The 16,397-nt window shown below is 62.9% G+C and carries 15 protein-coding genes; 10 read left to right on the top strand and 5 right to left on the bottom strand.

Annotation, left to right across the window (positions count from 1 at the left end; translation table 11 throughout):
- Positions 1-20: 20 nt before the first annotated feature.
- The 4 genes from HMPREF1484_RS10520 to HMPREF1484_RS10505 all read right to left on the bottom strand — a co-directional run bounded on the left by HMPREF1484_RS10520 (position 21) and on the right by HMPREF1484_RS10505 (position 6,188).
- Positions 21-1,796, bottom strand: coding sequence for a biotin carboxylase N-terminal domain-containing protein (locus tag HMPREF1484_RS10520; protein WP_016665042.1), 1,776 nt, complete (start codon positions 1,794-1,796; stop codon positions 21-23).
- A gap of 75 nt (positions 1,797-1,871) precedes the next feature.
- On the bottom strand, positions 1,872-4,289 hold the full coding sequence (locus HMPREF1484_RS10515; protein ID WP_016665041.1) for a DUF885 family protein: 2,418 nt from the start codon (positions 4,287-4,289) through the stop codon (positions 1,872-1,874).
- A gap of 22 nt (positions 4,290-4,311) precedes the next feature.
- Positions 4,312-4,605, bottom strand: coding sequence for an acyl-CoA carboxylase epsilon subunit (locus tag HMPREF1484_RS10510; protein WP_016665040.1), 294 nt, complete (start codon positions 4,603-4,605; stop codon positions 4,312-4,314).
- The gene (locus HMPREF1484_RS10505) at positions 4,602-6,188 is read right to left on the bottom strand and encodes an acyl-CoA carboxylase subunit beta (protein ID WP_016665039.1); all 1,587 of its coding nucleotides are present in this window, start codon (positions 6,186-6,188) and stop codon (positions 4,602-4,604) included. Before HMPREF1484_RS10505 ends, HMPREF1484_RS10510 begins: the two co-directional genes overlap by 4 nt.
- A gap of 93 nt (positions 6,189-6,281) precedes the next feature.
- Here HMPREF1484_RS10505 and HMPREF1484_RS11080 point away from each other — a divergent pair, with 93 nt between their 5' ends.
- From HMPREF1484_RS11080 to HMPREF1484_RS10460, 9 genes are all read left to right on the top strand, one after another.
- Positions 6,282-7,058 carry a biotin--[acetyl-CoA-carboxylase] ligase gene (locus HMPREF1484_RS11080; protein ID WP_141740674.1) on the top strand — a complete coding sequence of 259 codons (777 nt, stop codon included), beginning with the start codon at positions 6,282-6,284 and terminating at the stop codon, positions 7,056-7,058.
- Between the two features lie 43 nt (positions 7,059-7,101).
- Positions 7,102-8,211 (top strand): adenylate/guanylate cyclase domain-containing protein, encoded by a 1,110-nt coding sequence (locus HMPREF1484_RS10495; protein WP_016665037.1) that lies wholly within the window; start codon positions 7,102-7,104, stop codon positions 8,209-8,211.
- A gap of 72 nt (positions 8,212-8,283) precedes the next feature.
- Positions 8,284-8,982, top strand: a complete 699-nt coding sequence (locus HMPREF1484_RS10490; RefSeq protein ID WP_016665036.1) for a response regulator transcription factor — start codon at positions 8,284-8,286, stop codon at positions 8,980-8,982.
- A 19-nt stretch (positions 8,983-9,001) separates the two neighbouring features.
- Entirely contained in the window at positions 9,002-10,462 is a 1,461-nt protein-coding gene (locus HMPREF1484_RS10485; RefSeq protein WP_016665035.1) for a HAMP domain-containing sensor histidine kinase, read from the top strand.
- Positions 10,407-11,657: a 5-(carboxyamino)imidazole ribonucleotide synthase gene (locus tag HMPREF1484_RS10480; protein ID WP_016665034.1), complete on the top strand. Its 1,251-nt coding sequence runs from the start codon at positions 10,407-10,409 to the stop codon at positions 11,655-11,657. The genes HMPREF1484_RS10485 and HMPREF1484_RS10480 overlap by 56 nt, the downstream gene beginning before the upstream one ends.
- 3 nt (positions 11,658-11,660) lie before the next feature.
- A complete protein-coding gene (gene purE / locus HMPREF1484_RS11735; protein ID WP_016665033.1) occupies positions 11,661-12,203 on the top strand; it encodes a 5-(carboxyamino)imidazole ribonucleotide mutase in 543 nt (180 codons plus the stop codon).
- Positions 12,200-12,820, top strand: coding sequence for an acyltransferase (locus tag HMPREF1484_RS10470; RefSeq protein WP_016665032.1), 621 nt, complete (start codon positions 12,200-12,202; stop codon positions 12,818-12,820). Before purE ends, HMPREF1484_RS10470 begins: the two co-directional genes overlap by 4 nt.
- A gap of 30 nt (positions 12,821-12,850) precedes the next feature.
- Positions 12,851-13,957: a DegT/DnrJ/EryC1/StrS aminotransferase family protein gene (locus HMPREF1484_RS10465; RefSeq protein WP_016665031.1), complete on the top strand. Its 1,107-nt coding sequence runs from the start codon at positions 12,851-12,853 to the stop codon at positions 13,955-13,957.
- Positions 13,957-14,946, top strand: a complete 990-nt coding sequence (locus tag HMPREF1484_RS10460; protein WP_016665030.1) for a Gfo/Idh/MocA family protein — start codon at positions 13,957-13,959, stop codon at positions 14,944-14,946. The genes HMPREF1484_RS10465 and HMPREF1484_RS10460 overlap by 1 nt, the downstream gene beginning before the upstream one ends.
- Positions 14,947-15,074: 128 nt before the next feature.
- On the opposite strand, the gene HMPREF1484_RS11915 is transcribed toward HMPREF1484_RS10460, so the two are convergent.
- The gene (locus tag HMPREF1484_RS11915; protein ID WP_255348415.1) at positions 15,075-15,200 is read right to left on the bottom strand and encodes a hypothetical protein; all 126 of its coding nucleotides are present in this window, start codon (positions 15,198-15,200) and stop codon (positions 15,075-15,077) included.
- Positions 15,201-15,449: 249 nt separating this feature from the next.
- Between HMPREF1484_RS11915 and HMPREF1484_RS10455 the strand changes: the two genes are divergently transcribed.
- Positions 15,450-16,352 (top strand): glycosyltransferase family 4 protein, encoded by a 903-nt coding sequence (locus HMPREF1484_RS10455; protein ID WP_141740672.1) that lies wholly within the window; start codon positions 15,450-15,452, stop codon positions 16,350-16,352.
- Positions 16,353-16,397: the final 45 nt, after the last annotated feature.

The raw sequence follows: 16,397 nt of genomic DNA, 5'->3' as shown, positions 1-16,397 counted from the left end.
GCCTACCCGCGCGGGACCGCCTAATCTTCGATCGAGCAGAGTTGCGCACCCGCGGAAACCGTGGCGCCGATCTCCGCGTCGAGGTTCGTCACAATTCCGCTCCGGTGCGCAAGGATCGGCTGCTCCATTTTCATCGCCTCAAGGACGAGGATGAGGTCACCGTCGGCGACGGTTTGCCCCTCCTCGACGGCGATCTTGACGATGGTTCCCTGCATGGGTGCGCTCACCGCATGGCCGCCGGCCGAGGTACTCCGGGCGCTGCTCGTGCGACGCTTGCGGCGCTGGGGAGTGGCTGCACGAGGCGCGCGCAGAGACGCGGGAAGCGAGATCTCGACCTTGCGCCCGTCGATCTCGACGATGACGTCCTCGCGATCCTCGACGTCGTCCGTGGCGTTCGGGAGAGCGGAGGGGGTGATGTCACCCGAGAATTCCGTCTCAATCCAGCGCGTGTGCACGGCGAAGGGAGTATCCGGATCGCTCGGTGCGAATGCTGGATCGTCGACGACGAGTCGGTGGAAGGGCATGACGGTGGGAATGCCGTCGATACGGAACTCGGCGAGGGCACGACGTGAGCGCTCGAGCGCCTCCTCGCGGGTCGCACCGGTCACGATGAGCTTCGCGAGCATGGAGTCGAAATAGCCGGAAATCGAGTCACCCGTGCGCACGCCCGAGTCCACGCGCACGCCCGGGCCGAGGGGCGGTTCAAAAAGCTTGACGGGCCCGGGGGAGGGGAGGAATCCTCGCCCCGCGTCTTCGCCGTTGATGCGGAACTCAAAGGAGTGTCCGCGGGTCTGAGGATCCACGGGGGAAATTTTCTCGCCCGCGGCGATGCGGAACTGTTCGCGCACAAGGTCGACTCCCGTGACCTCTTCGGTCACGGGATGCTCAACCTGGAGGCGCGTGTTGACTTCGAGGAACGAGATGGTGCCGTCCTGGCCCACGAGAAACTCGCACGTGCCTGCCCCCACGTAGTGGGCTTCCTTCAAAATCGCTTTCGACGATTCGACAAGGCGCGCGTGTTGCTCGTCGCTCAAGAATGGTGCAGGCGCCTCCTCGACGAGTTTCTGGTGGCGTCGTTGGAGCGAGCAGTCCCTGGTAGAGACGACCTGGACGTTGCCGTGGCTATCGGCGAGGCACTGCGTTTCCACGTGGCGCGGTGCGTCGAGGTAGCGCTCAACAAAGCATTCTCCACGGCCGAACGATGCGATTGCCTCGCGAGTCGCGGAGTCGAAGAGCTCGCGCACCTCACTGAGCTCACGCGCGACTTTCAAACCGCGCCCGCCCCCGCCGAATGCCGCCTTGATGGCGATTGGGAGGCCGTGCTCCTTGGCAAAGGCGACCACTTCGCCCGAATCTTTGACGGGATCCTTGGTGCCCGCAACGAGCGGCGCTCCTGCCGCCTGGGCAATATGGCGTGCGGAGACCTTGTCGCCGAGCTTCTCGATGGCCTCGGGGCTGGGGCCGATCCACACGAGGCCAGCGTCAATCACGGCTTGCGCGAAGTCCGCACGCTCCGACAGGAACCCGTAGCCCGGGTGGATTGCTTCAGCGCCGCTTCGCTGCGCGATGTCGAGAAGCTTGTCGATCACGAGATAGCTCTGCGCGGCGCTCGCTCCGCCGAGGGCGTAGGCCTCGTCAGCGACGCGCGTGTGCAGAGCGTCGCGATCCGAGTCGGAATACACGGCGATCGATCGCAGCCCGGCGTCGCGGCAGGCACGGGCAATGCGTACGGCGATCTCACCACGATTGGCAATGAGAACCGTGCGGAACGGTCGATGGAGCGCGGGCTTAGGCATTCGGGATCCTTTTCAGGTGTCGGGCGAAGTGCTCAGCAACCTTCCGAGCATATACCGCCCGTAGACGAAAGAGCTTTACGACGAGGACGTTGGACGCCAAAGGTCAGTGATCGGGAGAGAAATCTCCGCGAGCATCCGGCGAAGAAGCGGAAGCGACAGACCGATGACCGCGTGGTGATCGCCCTCGATGCGTTCAATGAAGGGGCCGCCGTACCCGTCGATCGTGAAGGCGCCCGCAACCCACAGCGGTTCGCCCGTCGACACGTACGCGTCGATCTCGGCATCGGAAAGCTCGGCAAAATAGACATCTGTCGATGCCGTATTGCCGAACGTCGCCCCGGTTCCGCCATCCAGCGGGTCGCGATCATCGATGAGCCAGTGCCCCGAATGAAGTCGCGCCCTCTTTCCTCGCATCTCCCGCCACCTCTCGCGTGCGGCATCTGCCGTGCGGGGTTTGCCTCCGAGGGCGCCATCGATCTCGAGCATCGAGTCGCCGCCGAGAACGACATACCCACCTTCGCTCGCCGCGCACGACGCTTCGGCCTTCGCTCTGGCGAGTGTCAGCACTTGATCCTCGAAGGCCAGCTCGCCCGAGGACTCGAGTGCCGCGGCGAGAACAGCTTCCTCGTCCACATCCGCGGGCAGGGTCGTGAACTCGATCCCGGCACGCGTCAGCACGGCCTTACGTCCGGCAGACTGGGAGGCCAGGAGCAGGAGCGGTTCGTGAAGTGGGGTTCCGACGGTTGCTTGGCGGTCGTCGGCCCCTTCGCCCACCCCGGGGAGCCCGCTGTTCATGCACCGACCCCCGCTGCCGTGGGGAGCCGAAAGAGCGGAGCGCAGCACCGAAAGGGGCAGGCTGCCGAGCTCGAGCGCTTCGCGATGGAAGTCGCGAAGAGACGTGCCGCGCGCGAGAGCCTCGTCGCGCAACTGCTCCCAGACTCGCTGGCCGAGCTTGTAGCTCGGGGCCTGGCCGGCCCAACCGAGGTAGCGGTGATACTCGAAGCGCTGAATCGGCTCTTCCATGCGCCAGTGTTCGCGGACGAAGTCCCAACCGCGCTCGTAAGTCCACTGCCCGCCACCAAACTGTTCAGGAACGGGAAGTTCGTTGTGAAGACCGATATCGAGGACGACGCGGCCGGCGCGCATGCGCTGCTCCATGAGCATGCCGAGCTTTTCTCCGTCGGTTGTGAGATAGCCGAGCTCCTCCATGAGCCGCTCTGCGTACAGCGCCCAGCCTTCGCCGTGGCCCGACACCCACATGAACGACGCACGCCAGCGGTTCAGGCGCTCTGCTTGAAGCTGCTGCGTGCCCACCTGGAGGTGATGCCCGGGCACGCCCTCGTGGTACACGGTTGTGGTTTCACTCCACGTGCGGAACGTGTCAACTCCGGCGGGGGTGTCCCACCACATGCGACCGGGGCGCGAGAAGTCCTCGCTCGGGCCGGTGTAGTAGATGCCGCCCGCGCCCGTTTCAGCGATCATGCATTCCAGGCGCGTGAGCTCCTCCGGAATATCAAAGTGCGTCCCGGCAAGATCACGAATCGCCGCGTCGGAAAGCTCCTGCATCCACGCCTTGAGGTTGTCGGTGCCGTGAAGAACGAGCGACTCATCGGCATTTAGGGAGGCCATCGCGGCATCGATAGAATCGCCGCCGCCATTGCCGTAATGCGCATTCAGGCGCGAGGCTACCTGCTTCTGTTCGTCGATCAGGCGCGTGAGTTCCTCAACACCGAACTCGTATGCCTCCTCGACGTCGATCTCTTCGCCGAGGAACGTGCGCGAACCGAGCTGGTAGGCCTCGCGGCCGACGGCGTCCTTCTCGGGAGCGTTCTCCGCAAGCTCCTCAAACACCTCTGCGAGTTTCGTATAGGCCTCGCACGCGAGGTTCACATTCTGTTCAAGCTTCTCGCGGGCCGGGCCCTCAAGGCCGGATTTGGTGACGAGGGAGGGGAAGAAACCGTCGGCCTTCGTAAAGGAGCGTGACTGTTCCGCGCCAATGAGCTGCTGGCGCTTTGCCGCGAGACCCCCCTTCGACGCGGCGTATCGGAGCGATTCGGCGTAGCCCTCGACGGCCGCCGGCACGCGTGCGAGGCGCTCGCTGATCGTGTCCCAATCCTCGGCGCTTTCGTTCGGCATCATGTCAAAAATGCTGCGGATCCCTTGAACGGGGGAGGCGATGTTGTTCACGGTCGCATGCGTGAGGAGCGCGTCGTGATGCTCGAGCTCGAGGCCGAGGCGCTCCCGCATGGCTGCGCGCGTCACGTGATCGACATCGTCGCCAGGATGCTCACGCTCAACGCCGTCAAGGGCGGCGAGCGTCTCGCGCGTCAGTGAAGCACCTTTCTCAAGACCTTCTGGGGACAGGTCGTCCATGAGATGGTCCTGGCCGGGGACGCCGAGGCTCGTGGCGGTCATGGGGCTCAAAGCGATCGAGCGCTCAACAAAATCATTCGCGACGTGATCGGTAGGGCTAGGGGTGCGCTTCGTTGTCATGGCACCACTGTAGTCACGTGAGTCAGCGCTGGGAGAAAATCCAGGAGCTTTGGCCCGCGCTCGCGCGGAGGGAGTGAGCCGATCTGTGGGTGCGCACGGGAGAATTCCATGCCGAGGATGAGCCTCCTGCGCGCTCGGCGATTTCACGCTGGTGCGCCTCTTCTCGCGAAATCGCGCTCATCGCCGCGACCGCCACCGAAATGGCGGCGATTTCTTCCTCGGTAAGGCGGCCCGAGACAAGTTCGACGCTCGGGCGAGGCTCTGCTCCGTCGCTTCCGGGGAATGAGGGAGGGTTCAGCTGCTCGTGAGCGCTCACAGCGGAATGTTCCCGTGTTTCTTTGTGGGCATGGCGTCACGCTTGGTCCGCAGTGCCCTGAGCGCCCGTGTGATCGCCTCGCGAGTCTCGTGAGGTTGGATCACGCCGTCGAGAAGGCCTCGCTCAGCGGCCACATAGGGATTTGCGAAGGTCTCTTCGTACTCGGTTTGGAACTGTGCGCGAAGCGCCTCGGCGTCCTCGCCTGCTTCGCCGGCTGCTTTGAGTTCCTTTCGGTGAAGGATATTGACCGCCCCCTGCGCGCCCATGACCGCTATTTGAGCGGTTGGCCACGCGAGATTGATATCGGCACCGAGCTCCTTCGAGCCCATCACGATGTACGCGCCGCCGTACGCCTTGCGGGTGATGACGGTAATGAGCGGGACGGTCGCCTCAGCGTACGCGTACAGAAGTTTCGCACCGCGGCGAATGATGCCGCCATACTCCTGGCCCGTTCCCGGGAGGAAACCCGGCACATCCACGAACGTCAGTACCGGAATGTTGAAGGAATCGCATAGTCGAACGAAGCGTGCGGCTTTCTCGCTCGCATCGATATCGAGCGTGCCTGCGAGTTGCGAAGGCTGATTCGCGACGATGCCGACGCTGTGCCCTTCGACTCGCCCGAAACCCACGATGACGTTTTTCGCGAAATTCCCGTGGATCTCGAGGAACTCGTCGTCGAGGACCGCCTCGACCACGCTGAGCATGTCGTAGGGCTGATTCGGGGAATCGGGGACGAGGCGATCGAGGGCGCGGTCTTCCGCTCTCGGTTCGAGATCCGATTCGTCGGGATAGACGGGGGCCTCAGTAAGTGTGTTCGCCGGAAGATACGAGAGAAGGTCTCGAACGTAGTCGAGTGCGTCTGACTCATCGCTCGCCATGTAATGCGCGACTCCGGACGTGCTCGAGTGCGTGCGAGCCCCGCCAAGCTCCTCGAAGCCCACGCTCTCGCCGGTGACGGTTTTGATGACGTCGGGACCCGTAATGAACATGTGCGAGGACTTCTCCACCATCACGATGATGTCCGTGAGCGCAGGTGAGTAAACGGCGCCGCCAGCCGCGGGCCCCATGATCAGAGAAATCTGGGGGATAACGCCCGAAGCACGCGTGTTCCGCCGGAAAATTCCCGCGAAGGCCGCGAGTGACGCAACGCCTTCCTGGATGCGCGCGCCACCGCCGTCGAGGATCCCGATAATCGGAACGCCGGTGGACAGCGCGAGGTCTTGAATCTTCTGGATCTTCTTTCCGTGTGCCTCGCCGAGTGAGCCACCGAGAACAGTGAAATCCTGCGAATACACGCACACTTGGCGGCCATCGATCGTCCCGTACCCCGTGATGATTCCATCGCCATCGATACGTTTATTCTCGAGCCCAAAATTGTGGCTTTGGTGGCGCACGAAGCGATCGGTCTCGACAAACGATCCCGCATCGAGGAGTTCCTCGATGCGCTCGCGGGCGGTTTTCTTGCCGCGCGCGTGCTGCTTCTTGATCGCTGCGGCCCCCGCCTCCGTGACGGCCGCATTCTCGCGGGACCGAAGTTCGTCAAGTCTCTCGGCGGTCGTGGACCGCCTCGGGGTCTCGTTCACTCCCACTCCTGCTCCGTCGTGGCCTGGCACAATTGCTCTCGTGAGTGTACGCCATAGTGGAAAAGCGAGGCAGCGAAGAGGGAGTGAAAGGCCGTGAGTGAGCATATGCGTATCGACTACGTGGACTCCTGCACCTCAACCCTCGACATTCTCACCGAGCCGCCCTACGACACGCTCGAAGCGCCGTTCGCTCTCATGACTCTCGATCAGCGCGCCGGGCATGGGCGGCAAGGGCGGCGCTGGCAGAACCGGCCGGGAGAATCCCTAGCGCTCACACTCGCGTGGCCGCTGCCGGGCCCCGAGCGCCGAGGCTGGTACCCGCTCGCCGTGGCCCTCGCCGTTCTCGATGCGTGCGCTGAAGTGGCCCCCGGGGCCGTATTGCCCCGCGTGAAGTGGCCAAACGACATTCTCTCGCTCTCAGGCGAGAAGATCGCGGGAATTCTCGTTCGTCTTGACCGTGGGCGTCTTCTCGCGGGAGTTGGCGTCAATCTCGTGGGGGAGATTGAACGGGGGCGCGAGGGATTGGAGAAGGCGCAGACGCTTGCGAGCATGGATGCTTTGTACGGTGGAGTTCTCGCCGATGCAGATGGGCGCTGCGAGTTTGGCGCCGTGCTCGCGCGAAAAATCGCGCGCATTTTCGCACTTGTCGATCACGGCGGAGAGGACTTCAGACACCTGCAGAGGCGGTATGCTGTGAACTGCCTCACTGTGGGGTCGTCGGTTGTTGTGACGACACCGGCGGGTGCCACCTATAGCGCGAGGGCGCTCGGCATCGATCCAGTGGGCAGGCTGCTCGTCCACAATGCCGATCGAGGTCACCACGCTCTCGATGCCGCCGACGTCCATCTGGCGCGGCCGAAGCAAGTGTGAGCACCAGGAGATGCGGGATTCGAGGACAGAACGAAAGGACCCGATGAGTACCGTCCACGATCGTGAGGAGCCCAACGCATACGTCGCAGGCGACGCCGTGCCGAATGAGCTCAACGAACGCTTCGCGCGCGTGCGTGGCGCCATCGGTGCACTCGAGCGCTCCCTCCTCGACGGCGAACGCGAATACTCCAGGCGGGATCTCGAAGAAGACTTCAACGTTGACCGGCAACTCAGTACCGACTATTGGCGCGGACTCGGGTTTTCCAACGTCGCTTTCGACACGACCGTCTTCACCGAAGACGATGCCGAAGCGATCGCCGACCTCGCCGCTCTCGTCAACGACGGCACCTTGAGCGACGACGCATTTGTCACGATTGTTCGCGGGCTCGGCTTTCATATGGGGCGCCTCGCGATGTGGCTCACCGAAGCACTCGTCGACGATGCCAAGCAACGCCACGGCATGAGCGACACCGAAGCGCGCATGCGCATGCTCGAGAGCGTTCCGCAGTTCGTCGAAATCTTCGAGCACCAAGCGATCCACGTGTTCCGTCGCCAAATGTCGGCCTACACAGCGCGTGCCGGCGCAGAGATTCTGCGTACCTCGACGAGTGAATGGGACGACGATTCTCTCCCGCTCCCGCGCGCCGTCGGCTTCGCGGACCTCGTCCAGTTCACGCGCCTCGCCCAATCGATCGATGGCATCGAGCTTGCGGAGGTCATCAGGGATTTCGAGAACCTCACACGCGACGTCATTTCCGACGGCGGCGGGCGCGTCGTCAAGACGGTGGGCGACGAAGTCATGTTCCTCGCCGATACCCCGGAGGACGGCGTCAGAATCGCGCTGTCGATCTCCGAAAACATCAAGCGTCAGCCGTCGCTGCCCAACGTGCGCGTGGGCCTTGCGTGGGGAAACATGTTCTCCCGCTACGGGGATGTGTTCGGCCCCAAAGTGAATCTCGCGGCGAGGCTCGAAGGTATCGCCGAACCGGGTGCGGTCGTGATCGACGGCGAGACGGCGGATCTGGTCGACCGCGCCTTCCCCGGCGGATTTACGCGCGTAGCCGAATGGACAGAGGAGCTTCACGGGATCGGCGAGACTGCCATTGTGAGGGTCGAACGGGCTGCGGCCTCGCTCATCGAGCGTCACTCGTGAGAGAGTAGAGAGTCGCTTGAAGGTCTGCGCTTCTCACAGCGGGGACACACGCACTCGGGTAAGGATGACTTCGTGACACGACTACTTCTGGTTGAAGACGATTCGGCGATTGCAGAGCCCCTCTCGCGAGCCCTCGACCGCGAAGGCTATTCCGTTGTGAGAGCGTCGAGAGGAATTGACGCCCTGACCATCGCCGCGAGCGAGGACCACATCGACTTCGTGATTCTCGATCTGGGTCTACCCGACATCGACGGCCTCGAAGTATGCAGGAGGCTTCGCAAAGGTGGCCTCGAGGCCCCCGTTCTCATTCTCACCGCGCGAGCCGACGAGGTCGACGCGGTTGTGGGTCTCGACGCTGGTGCCGACGACTACGTGACTAAGCCCTTCCGCCTCGGTGAGCTCCAGGCCCGTATCCGCGCCCTCCTTCGGCGGACCCAGGTCGCAGAAGACACGAGCTCGAACGTGTACGACATCAACGGGGTGAGCCTCGATCCATCCGCGCGCCGCGTGTACGTCGACGGCGAGGAGCTCTCCCTCAGCGCTAAAGAGTTCGATCTTCTCGCGGTACTCATGCGCGAAGCAGGAAGCGTCGTCACTCGCGACGACCTCATGCGGGAGGTGTGGGGCGCCGAGTGGTGGGGCTCCACAAAAACGCTCGACATGCACATTTCGTGGCTGCGCCGCAAACTTGGCGACGACGCGACAAGTCCCAAACGCATCACCACCATTCGCGGCGTGGGTTTCCGCTTCGAAGACACCGACGCCCACTAAGGCGCGCTAGGCGCTCACCATGCAACTTCGAGTTCTCCAGGCCACCCTCATGACCGTGCTTCTTGCGGTCCTCCTGCTTGGCATCCCCCTGGGTGCGGCGTGGCTGACAGCCGTGCGCGACAACCTCTCCGCTCAAGCCGGCACCCTGCTTCAAGACGTCATTTCTGAAACGGATCACCGCCTCAACGAGGGGCTCCCGATCGACGAGACAATGCTCCAAGAGACCGTCGATCAGGTTGTGAACCTCGACGTGCAAATTGCAGTCACGTATCAAAACACGGAACTCGAAGCAGGTGAAGACGCCGGCGCCGATGCTCTCCAACAGTCGGCACAGGGCGTCAACGGCCAGATCGTGACCGTGCGCATTCCCCAATCCGATGTCCGAGCGCACACGGCAAGCGCGTGGGTGCTCATCATCGTTGCCGCGATAAGCGCGATTGCGATCGGCGTGTCGGTCGCGCTGTGGCAAGCGCAGCGGCTTTCCGCGCCGCTCGTTCGCCTCACGAGGCGCGCTGAAGAACTTGGCAGCGGTAGGAGCCGCTCGGAGTGGAAGCCGAGCGGGATCGCCGAAATCGACACCGTAGCGGTCGAACTGACCCGCTCCGGCGCGATGCTCACCGAACGGCTCGAGGCGGAATCGGCACTCGCCTCCGACGCTTCCCACCAACTGCGCACACCGCTCACGGCCCTGTCCATGAGGCTCGACGAAATTCTCGCAACGAGCTCGGAAGAATGGGTTCGCGAGGAAGCGCGCGTGTCCCTCGAACAGGTTGACCGCCTCACCCAGGTCGTCCATGACCTCATCAACGCCCCTCGTTCCTCCCAGCGCCGTACTCCCGGGGTCGTTGATCTCCGCCAAGTCCTCGTCCAGCAGGCGGAAGAATGGAAGCACGCCTTCCGTGGCGCAGGTCGCGAGCTGCGAATCCAGGTCCCGCACGCCGCAGCCGTATGGGCCTCGCACGGGCCGCTCACTCAAGTGATCGCCACGTTGATCGAGAACTCCCTCGCCCACGGCGGGGGAACGACCCGCGTGAAGGTGCGCCGCAACGAGCAATCAACCGTCATCGAGGTCGTCGACGAAGGTGCCGGCATCGACCCGGCTCTGGGCCAGCGCATTTTCGAACGCTCCGTCTCAGGCAAAGACTCGCGTGGAACGGGCGTCGGCCTTGCCCTTGCCCGCACCCTCGTCGAGGATGACGGCGGTCGACTCGAGCTCATTGATGAGCGTCCCGCGCGCTTTGGCATCTTCCTCTCGACGGCACCCGCTCCCGAGGACCCCGAGCTCGCAGACACAGAAGACGAGCAGCCGTCGGACCCCGCCAAGGCCCACGGGCTCGTGGCGCGGCGGGACAAGCGACGCGCCGAGCGGCACCAACGAGAAGCCACCGCCTCCGCGGCGCACGCTCTTGAGGCATTGCCCACCGATGCACGTTCCACCCTGCGTGCCGGGGACGCAAGTGCGGACGGCGCACTACACTAGCGGCGTGAGTACTCAACACGCCCGCAAGTCCAGCTCATCACATGTGGAAGGTGCGCGCTCGCCGCGTATTGGCGTGATCGGTGGTGGACAGCTCGCGCGCATGATGATCCCCGCCGCAATCGAACTCGACCTCGACTTGCACGTCCTCGCGACTACCCCGGAAGAGTCCGCGGCGCGCGTGAGCCCTCACGTCATGCTCGGGCGTCACGACGACCCCGAGGCAGTCACGGCCTTCGCGAGGAGCGTTGACGTCGTGACCTTCGATCACGAACACGTCCCTACGGGCCTCCTTCACGCGCTCGAGCACGAAGGGGTGGTGGTGCGTCCGGGCCCCAACGCGCTCGTGTACGCACAGGACAAGCTCGCCATGCGTGCGCGCCTCAGCGAACTTGGTCACCCATGCCCCCGGTGGTGGCGCGTCGAGACCGAAGCTGATCTCGAAGCCGCCCTCCATGAGAGCGGGGGAGACCTCATCCTGAAGACCGCACGCGGCGGTTACGACGGTCACGGAGTGATGCGGGTGGAGGCACTCGAGGACGCCCGCGAGTGGCTCGAAAGAGGACAGCCGCTACTCGCCGAGGAACGCGTCCCCTTCGTCCGCGAACTCTCAGCGCAAGTGGCGAGGCGTCCCGGTGGTGAGATCGCCACCTACCCCGTGACTGAATCCGAGCAAAAAGACGGGGTGTGCTTTCGCGTGAGCGCGCCCGCACCGAACCTCGCAGCGGAAGTCGCCGAGCGAGCACGCACCCTCGCCGCAAATATCGCGAGCGACCTCGAGGTCGTGGGAATGCTCGCTGTCGAACTGTTCGAGTACCCGGATGGTCGCATTGCCGTCAACGAACTCGCGATGCGGCCCCACAATACGGGGCACTGGAGCATGGACGGGTGTGTCACGAGCCAATTTGAGCAGCATCTGCGCGCCGTCGCAGACCTCCCACTCGGAGACACCACCCCCACCGCTGCGTGGACCGTCATGGTCAACACTCTCGGCAGCACCCGCGAAAACCTCGCCGAAGGTGCACGAGAGGCTCTCGCGAAGGATCCCGGAATCAAGCTGCATCTGTACGGCAAGAGCGTTCGCGCAGGCCGCAAACTTGGGCACGTGACCGCTCTTGGAGCCGATCTCGAGGAGACAGAGCGCCGGGCCCGCGCCGCAGCGCACACCATCGTGACCGGCGACGAATCAAAGGAATAGCACATGAGTAAGAAGCCCCTGGTCGGTATCGTCATGGGGTCCGATTCGGACTACCCCGTGATGAAAGACGCCGAAGAGCAGCTCGCCCATTTCGACATCCCGTGCGAGGTCGAGGTCGTGAGCGCTCACCGCATGCCTGAAGACATGATCCAGTACGGACGATCCGCGCACGAGCGCGGCCTGCGTGCGATCATTGCCGGTGCAGGCGGAGCCGCACACCTGCCGGGAATGCTCGCCGCCCTTACCCCCCTTCCTGTGATTGGCGTTCCCGTTCCGCTGCGGCACCTCGACGGCATGGACTCACTCTTGTCGATCGTGCAAATGCCGAAGGGAGTGCCCGTCGCAACCGTATCGATCGGTGGCGCTGCCAACGCCGGGCTCCTCGCAGCGCGAATTCTGGGTTCCGGAGACTCGGATTTTGCGCGAGAAATCCGCGAAAAAATGGTGAGGTATCAAACAGAATTGCGCGATCTTGCGTACGAAAAAGGCAAAAAGCTGCGGGAGTCCCGCCAACATTGCTTTACGGGTGGCAAGGTGGGGGCATGAGCACAGAGCGTAACTACCGGCTCGCAGAGGGGGCGGACGTTTCACCTGAGGCGAGTGTCGGCGAAGGCAGCTCAGTCTGGCACTACGCGCAGGTTCGCGAGGGGGCCTCACTTGGTGAGAATTGCATCATCGGACGCGGAGCTTATATCGGCTCCGGCGTCACAATGGGGGCGGGGTGCAAAGTGCAAAACTACGCCCTTGTGTATGAACCTGCCGTGCTTGGTGACGGGGTGTTCATCGGGCCCGCAGTCGTCCTTACCAACGATCATTTTCCGCGCGCAGTCAACCCGGATCTGAGCCCGAAGAGAGCATCCGACTGGGAACCGGTGGGCGTGACGATCGAAAAGGGCGCCGCCATCGGTGCACGATCTGTCTGCGTGGCCCCTGTCACTATCGGTGCCTGGGCGCTTGTGGCCGCGGGCTCGACCGTCGTTAAAGATGTCCCACCGCACGCGCTCGTTGCCGGGGTGCCCGCGAAGCGCATTGGTTGGGTTGGTAGGTCAGGTAAGCCCCTCGCAGCAGACCCCGACGGCGGCTGGGTGTGTCCCGAGACGGGCGAACACTACGTTGAAGACGATGTGACCGGTGGCCTCGCCCTGCTTGAAAATGCCGCATAGTTTTATCGATTGAGAAGAAGGACATTGCACATGTCATACAATCTGATTCCTGCTGCGAAGCCGATCATCGGCGAGGAGGAGCGTGCCGCGGTTGACCGCGTACTTGCTTCCGGCATGATCGCGCAGGGACCCGAGGTCGCGGCTTTCGAAAAGGAGTTCTCGAGCGCGCTCGCCGGTGGGCGTGAGTGCGTTGCCGTTAACTCGGGCACGTCGGGTCAGCACCTCGGTCTTCTCGCCTCGGGTATCAAGCCCGGTGACGAGGTTATTGTTCCGTCCTTCACCTTTGCGGCGACCGCTAATGCGGTTGCCGTGATCGGGGCGATGCCTGTTTTCGTCGATATCGATCTCGATTCATTCTGCATGGACCCCGCGCAGATCGAAGCGGCGATTACCGAGCGAACGGTGGCGATTCAGCCCGTACACCTTTACGGTCATCCGGCCGCGATGGAGCAGATCTGTGAAGTCGCGAAGAAGCACAGCCTGTGGGTTGGCGAAGATGCCGCGCAGGCCCACGGCGCGACTCTCAACGGCAAGCAGGTCGGTACGTTCGGTCGCTGGGGCATGTTCTCGCTGTACCCGACCAAGAACATGACCTCGGGTGAGGGCGGCATGGTCTCGTGCGAGGATGCCGAGACGGCACGTCGAATCCGTCTGTTCCGTAACCAGGGGATGGAGAAGCAGTACGCAAACGAGGTCGCTGGCTTCAACAACCGCATGACCGACATCCATGCCGCGATTGGCCGTGTTCAGCTCACCAAGCTGGAGGCATGGACGAAGCGCCGCCAGGAGACAGCTGCATTCTTCGATGAACACCTCGAAGGTGTCGTGGTGCCCAAGGTAGCCGAGGGAGCGACCCACGTGTACCACCAGTACACGATTCGTATTGATGGGGCCAGCGCAGAGGAGCGCGACCGCTTTGCCCAGGCGCTTCGCGAGGAGTATGCAGTGGGCTGCGGCGTGTACTACCCGACTCCCGTGCACCGCCTTGCCTCGTTTGATCGCCGCGACATTGAGCTCCCCGTGACGGAGAAAGCTGCGCGCGAAGTGCTCTCACTTCCGGTTCATCCGAGTGTGAGTGATGCGGATCGCGAGCGCGTGGTTGAGGCCGTGAATGCCGTTGCGAAAGCGGGTGCCTGATGAGCAAAAATCTTCGCGCTGGTCTTATTGGCCTCGGCATGATGGGCCGTCATCATGCCCGTAATCTTCGCGCTCTCGAAGGCGTCGATCTCGTGGCCGTTGCGGATCCTCAAGGCGATCCGCATGGCGCCGCGCCCGGCTACGAAGTCTTGCCAAATGTCGAAGCCCTTATCGAAGCTGGGCTCGACTATTGCGTGGTTGCAGTGCCGACTGCATTTCACCGGGACGTAGCGCTCGCGCTCGCCGAGGCCGGTGTTCATACGCTTGTCGAAAAGCCGCTTGCTTTCGACATCATCGAGGCTGAAGAAATCACCAATGCCTTTGAATCAAAGGGTCTTGTGGGCGCGGTGGGCTATATCGAACGCTATAACCCCGCTCTCCAGGAAATGCGCAAGCGTATCGAAAATGGCCAGCTCGGCGATATTTATCAGATCTCTACCCGTCGCCAGGGGATTTTTCCAGCACGAATTGCCGATGTCGGGGTCGTGAAAGATCTCGCCACTCACGATCTCGACCTCACGGCATTCGTTGCTCGCTCAAGTTTTGCGCGGGTCTCGGCTGTGACGACCGGCAAGTCCGGCCGCGAATACGAGGATATGGTCTCGATTGCGGGCCGCCTCGCCGATGGCACCATTACGAACCACCTCGTAAATTGGCTATCGCCGTTCAAAGAGCGCGTGACTATCGCGACCGGTGAAAAAGGCGCACTCGTTGGCGACACGTTGACCGCAGATCTCACGTTCCATGCCAACGGCGAGACCGTAAACGAATGGGACGCGATTGCCTCCTTCCGCGGCGTGAGTGAGGGTGATACCGTTCGCTACGCTCTCAACCGCAAGGAGCCTTTGAAGACCGAACACGAAGCCTTCCGCGACGCTGTACGCGGCGACGTCTCGAACATCGTGACGATGCGCGAAGGCCTAAATACGGTCCGCGCCGTGGAAGCAGTTTTGGACTCGGCGGCGGCAGGTCGCACGGTCGAGCTGTAGGGGCCCGGGTGCGCATTCCGCCCTCCTTCGCACGCCTTGGTGCGCATCTTCCCGGCTCCCTCGGGGCGAGTTTTGAATTCGTCGCGAGGAGGGCCGGCCTCGCGCACGGAGACCGCCAGGTCGGAGAATTAGAGCGTACGGTCCGACGCCTGCTGCGCTTTGCCGATCGAGCTTTCGCGAGAGGCGACCTCGATTCGACCACGGGCTTTCTCGTGAAAGTTTTTGAGCTCACCCATCACGTAGAAGTCCGTCATGATCCGTTACGGTTCGCGCAGATTCTTCGTGAATCGAAAGCAGTCCGACGGCTCGGGGAACCGTCGGAAAACTTGTACTCAAGTGGAACGAGTTCTCAAGCACCTCCCGGTCGTCCTGTACGTCTCCTGGTCGTCGCGCATCGGTCGTTTACGTTTGTCGATCGGGTGATCGCCCTGCTGGAAGAGCGCGGGATAGCCGAATGCCGGAGGGTTGATCTTGCCGAGCATGTAGAGGCTGACGACCTTCGAATGCACTCACTTATCCGGGCGCGTCTTGCGGGAGTGACGCGCCCGCTGCCCGAGTCGATGCGTACCGACGTCGAGTGGGCCGAGGCGATTTTTGTGGAATGGGGACATCATGCTCTGGTATGGGCGTCGATAACCGACTTTGGCGAGCTCCCGGTTTATGGCCGTTTCCACCGTTTCGAGGCGTTTACCGCATTTCCGTTGCTCATTGATTTTTCTCGCTTGACCCACACGGTCTTCGTCGCTGACCACGTGCGCAATCTTCTGCTGAAATTGCGCCCCGACCTAGAGGCGAGCCGCACGAGTGTCATCACGAACGCCTTGGACACGGATAGGTTTACCCTCCCCAAGCTTGAGGATGCGCACAGAACGGCGATATTGGTGGGATGGAATCGACCCGTCAAAGACCCTTCATGGGCACTTGAAGTTCTCCGTGAAGTGCTGCGCTCGCAACCCGAGTTTCGATTGCTGTTAGCGGGGGAGGCGCCTCGTGACTGGGAAAGCATTGTTGCCCAGGGCCTGCGCGATGCGGGAACCGTGGAGCTGCTTGGGCAGCGTGACGATATGCCCAGCGTCTTTAGGCGTGCGGGGTTTGTTCTTTCTGCGTCACGACATGAGGGAACTCACGAGGCTGTCGCCGAGGGGGCTGCATCAGGCGCAATTCCCATCGTAAGAGACTGGCCCGAGGCGCGAGCGTTTGGCGGGGCACGAAGCGTTTATCCCGAAGAATGGGTTGTTGAGAGTCCGCAGGAGGCAGCGCAGAAGATCTGTGGGCTCCTTGCGGACTCTGAGTTGTACCAATCGCGTGCGTCGTCGGTGAGGCAATGGATTCGCGAGTCACGGGGCGGGGGAAAGATCGCAAGAGCATACGCGGATATGCTCACAGGTAGCGCTTACAGTTCCTGATCCCCGTCTTCCCCATTTTGTTCCCCGCCATCTGAGAGGACTTCG

This window comes from Dermabacter sp. HFH0086, from assembly GCF_000413375.1.
Lineage (GTDB): Bacteria > Actinomycetota > Actinomycetes > Actinomycetales > Dermabacteraceae > Dermabacter > Dermabacter hominis.
This window is presented reverse-complemented; position numbering and strand designations above follow the sequence as displayed.

Bases quoted from the DNA above. Each gene is read 5' to 3' on its own strand.
- purE (WP_016665033.1), top strand. From the start codon at position 11,661: ATGAGTAAGAAGCCCCTGGTCGGTATCGTCATGGGGTCCGATTCGGAC.
- HMPREF1484_RS10460 (WP_016665030.1), top strand. From the start codon at position 13,957: ATGAGCAAAAATCTTCGCGCTGGTCTTATTGGCCTCGGCATGATGGGC.
- HMPREF1484_RS10480 (WP_016665034.1), top strand. From the start codon at position 10,407: ATGCACGTTCCACCCTGCGTGCCGGGGACGCAAGTGCGGACGGCGCAC.
- HMPREF1484_RS10515 (WP_016665041.1), bottom strand. From the start codon at position 4,289: ATGACAACGAAGCGCACCCCTAGCCCTACCGATCACGTCGCGAATGAT.
- HMPREF1484_RS10520 (WP_016665042.1), bottom strand. From the start codon at position 1,796: ATGCCTAAGCCCGCGCTCCATCGACCGTTCCGCACGGTTCTCATTGCC.
- HMPREF1484_RS10495 (WP_016665037.1), top strand. From the start codon at position 7,102: ATGAGTACCGTCCACGATCGTGAGGAGCCCAACGCATACGTCGCAGGC.
- HMPREF1484_RS11915 (WP_255348415.1), bottom strand. From the start codon at position 15,200: ATGACGGACTTCTACGTGATGGGTGAGCTCAAAAACTTTCACGAGAAA.
- HMPREF1484_RS10455 (WP_141740672.1), top strand. From the start codon at position 15,450: ATGCACTCACTTATCCGGGCGCGTCTTGCGGGAGTGACGCGCCCGCTG.
- HMPREF1484_RS10465 (WP_016665031.1), top strand. From the start codon at position 12,851: ATGTCATACAATCTGATTCCTGCTGCGAAGCCGATCATCGGCGAGGAG.
- HMPREF1484_RS10485 (WP_016665035.1), top strand. From the start codon at position 9,002: ATGCAACTTCGAGTTCTCCAGGCCACCCTCATGACCGTGCTTCTTGCG.
- HMPREF1484_RS10470 (WP_016665032.1), top strand. From the start codon at position 12,200: ATGAGCACAGAGCGTAACTACCGGCTCGCAGAGGGGGCGGACGTTTCA.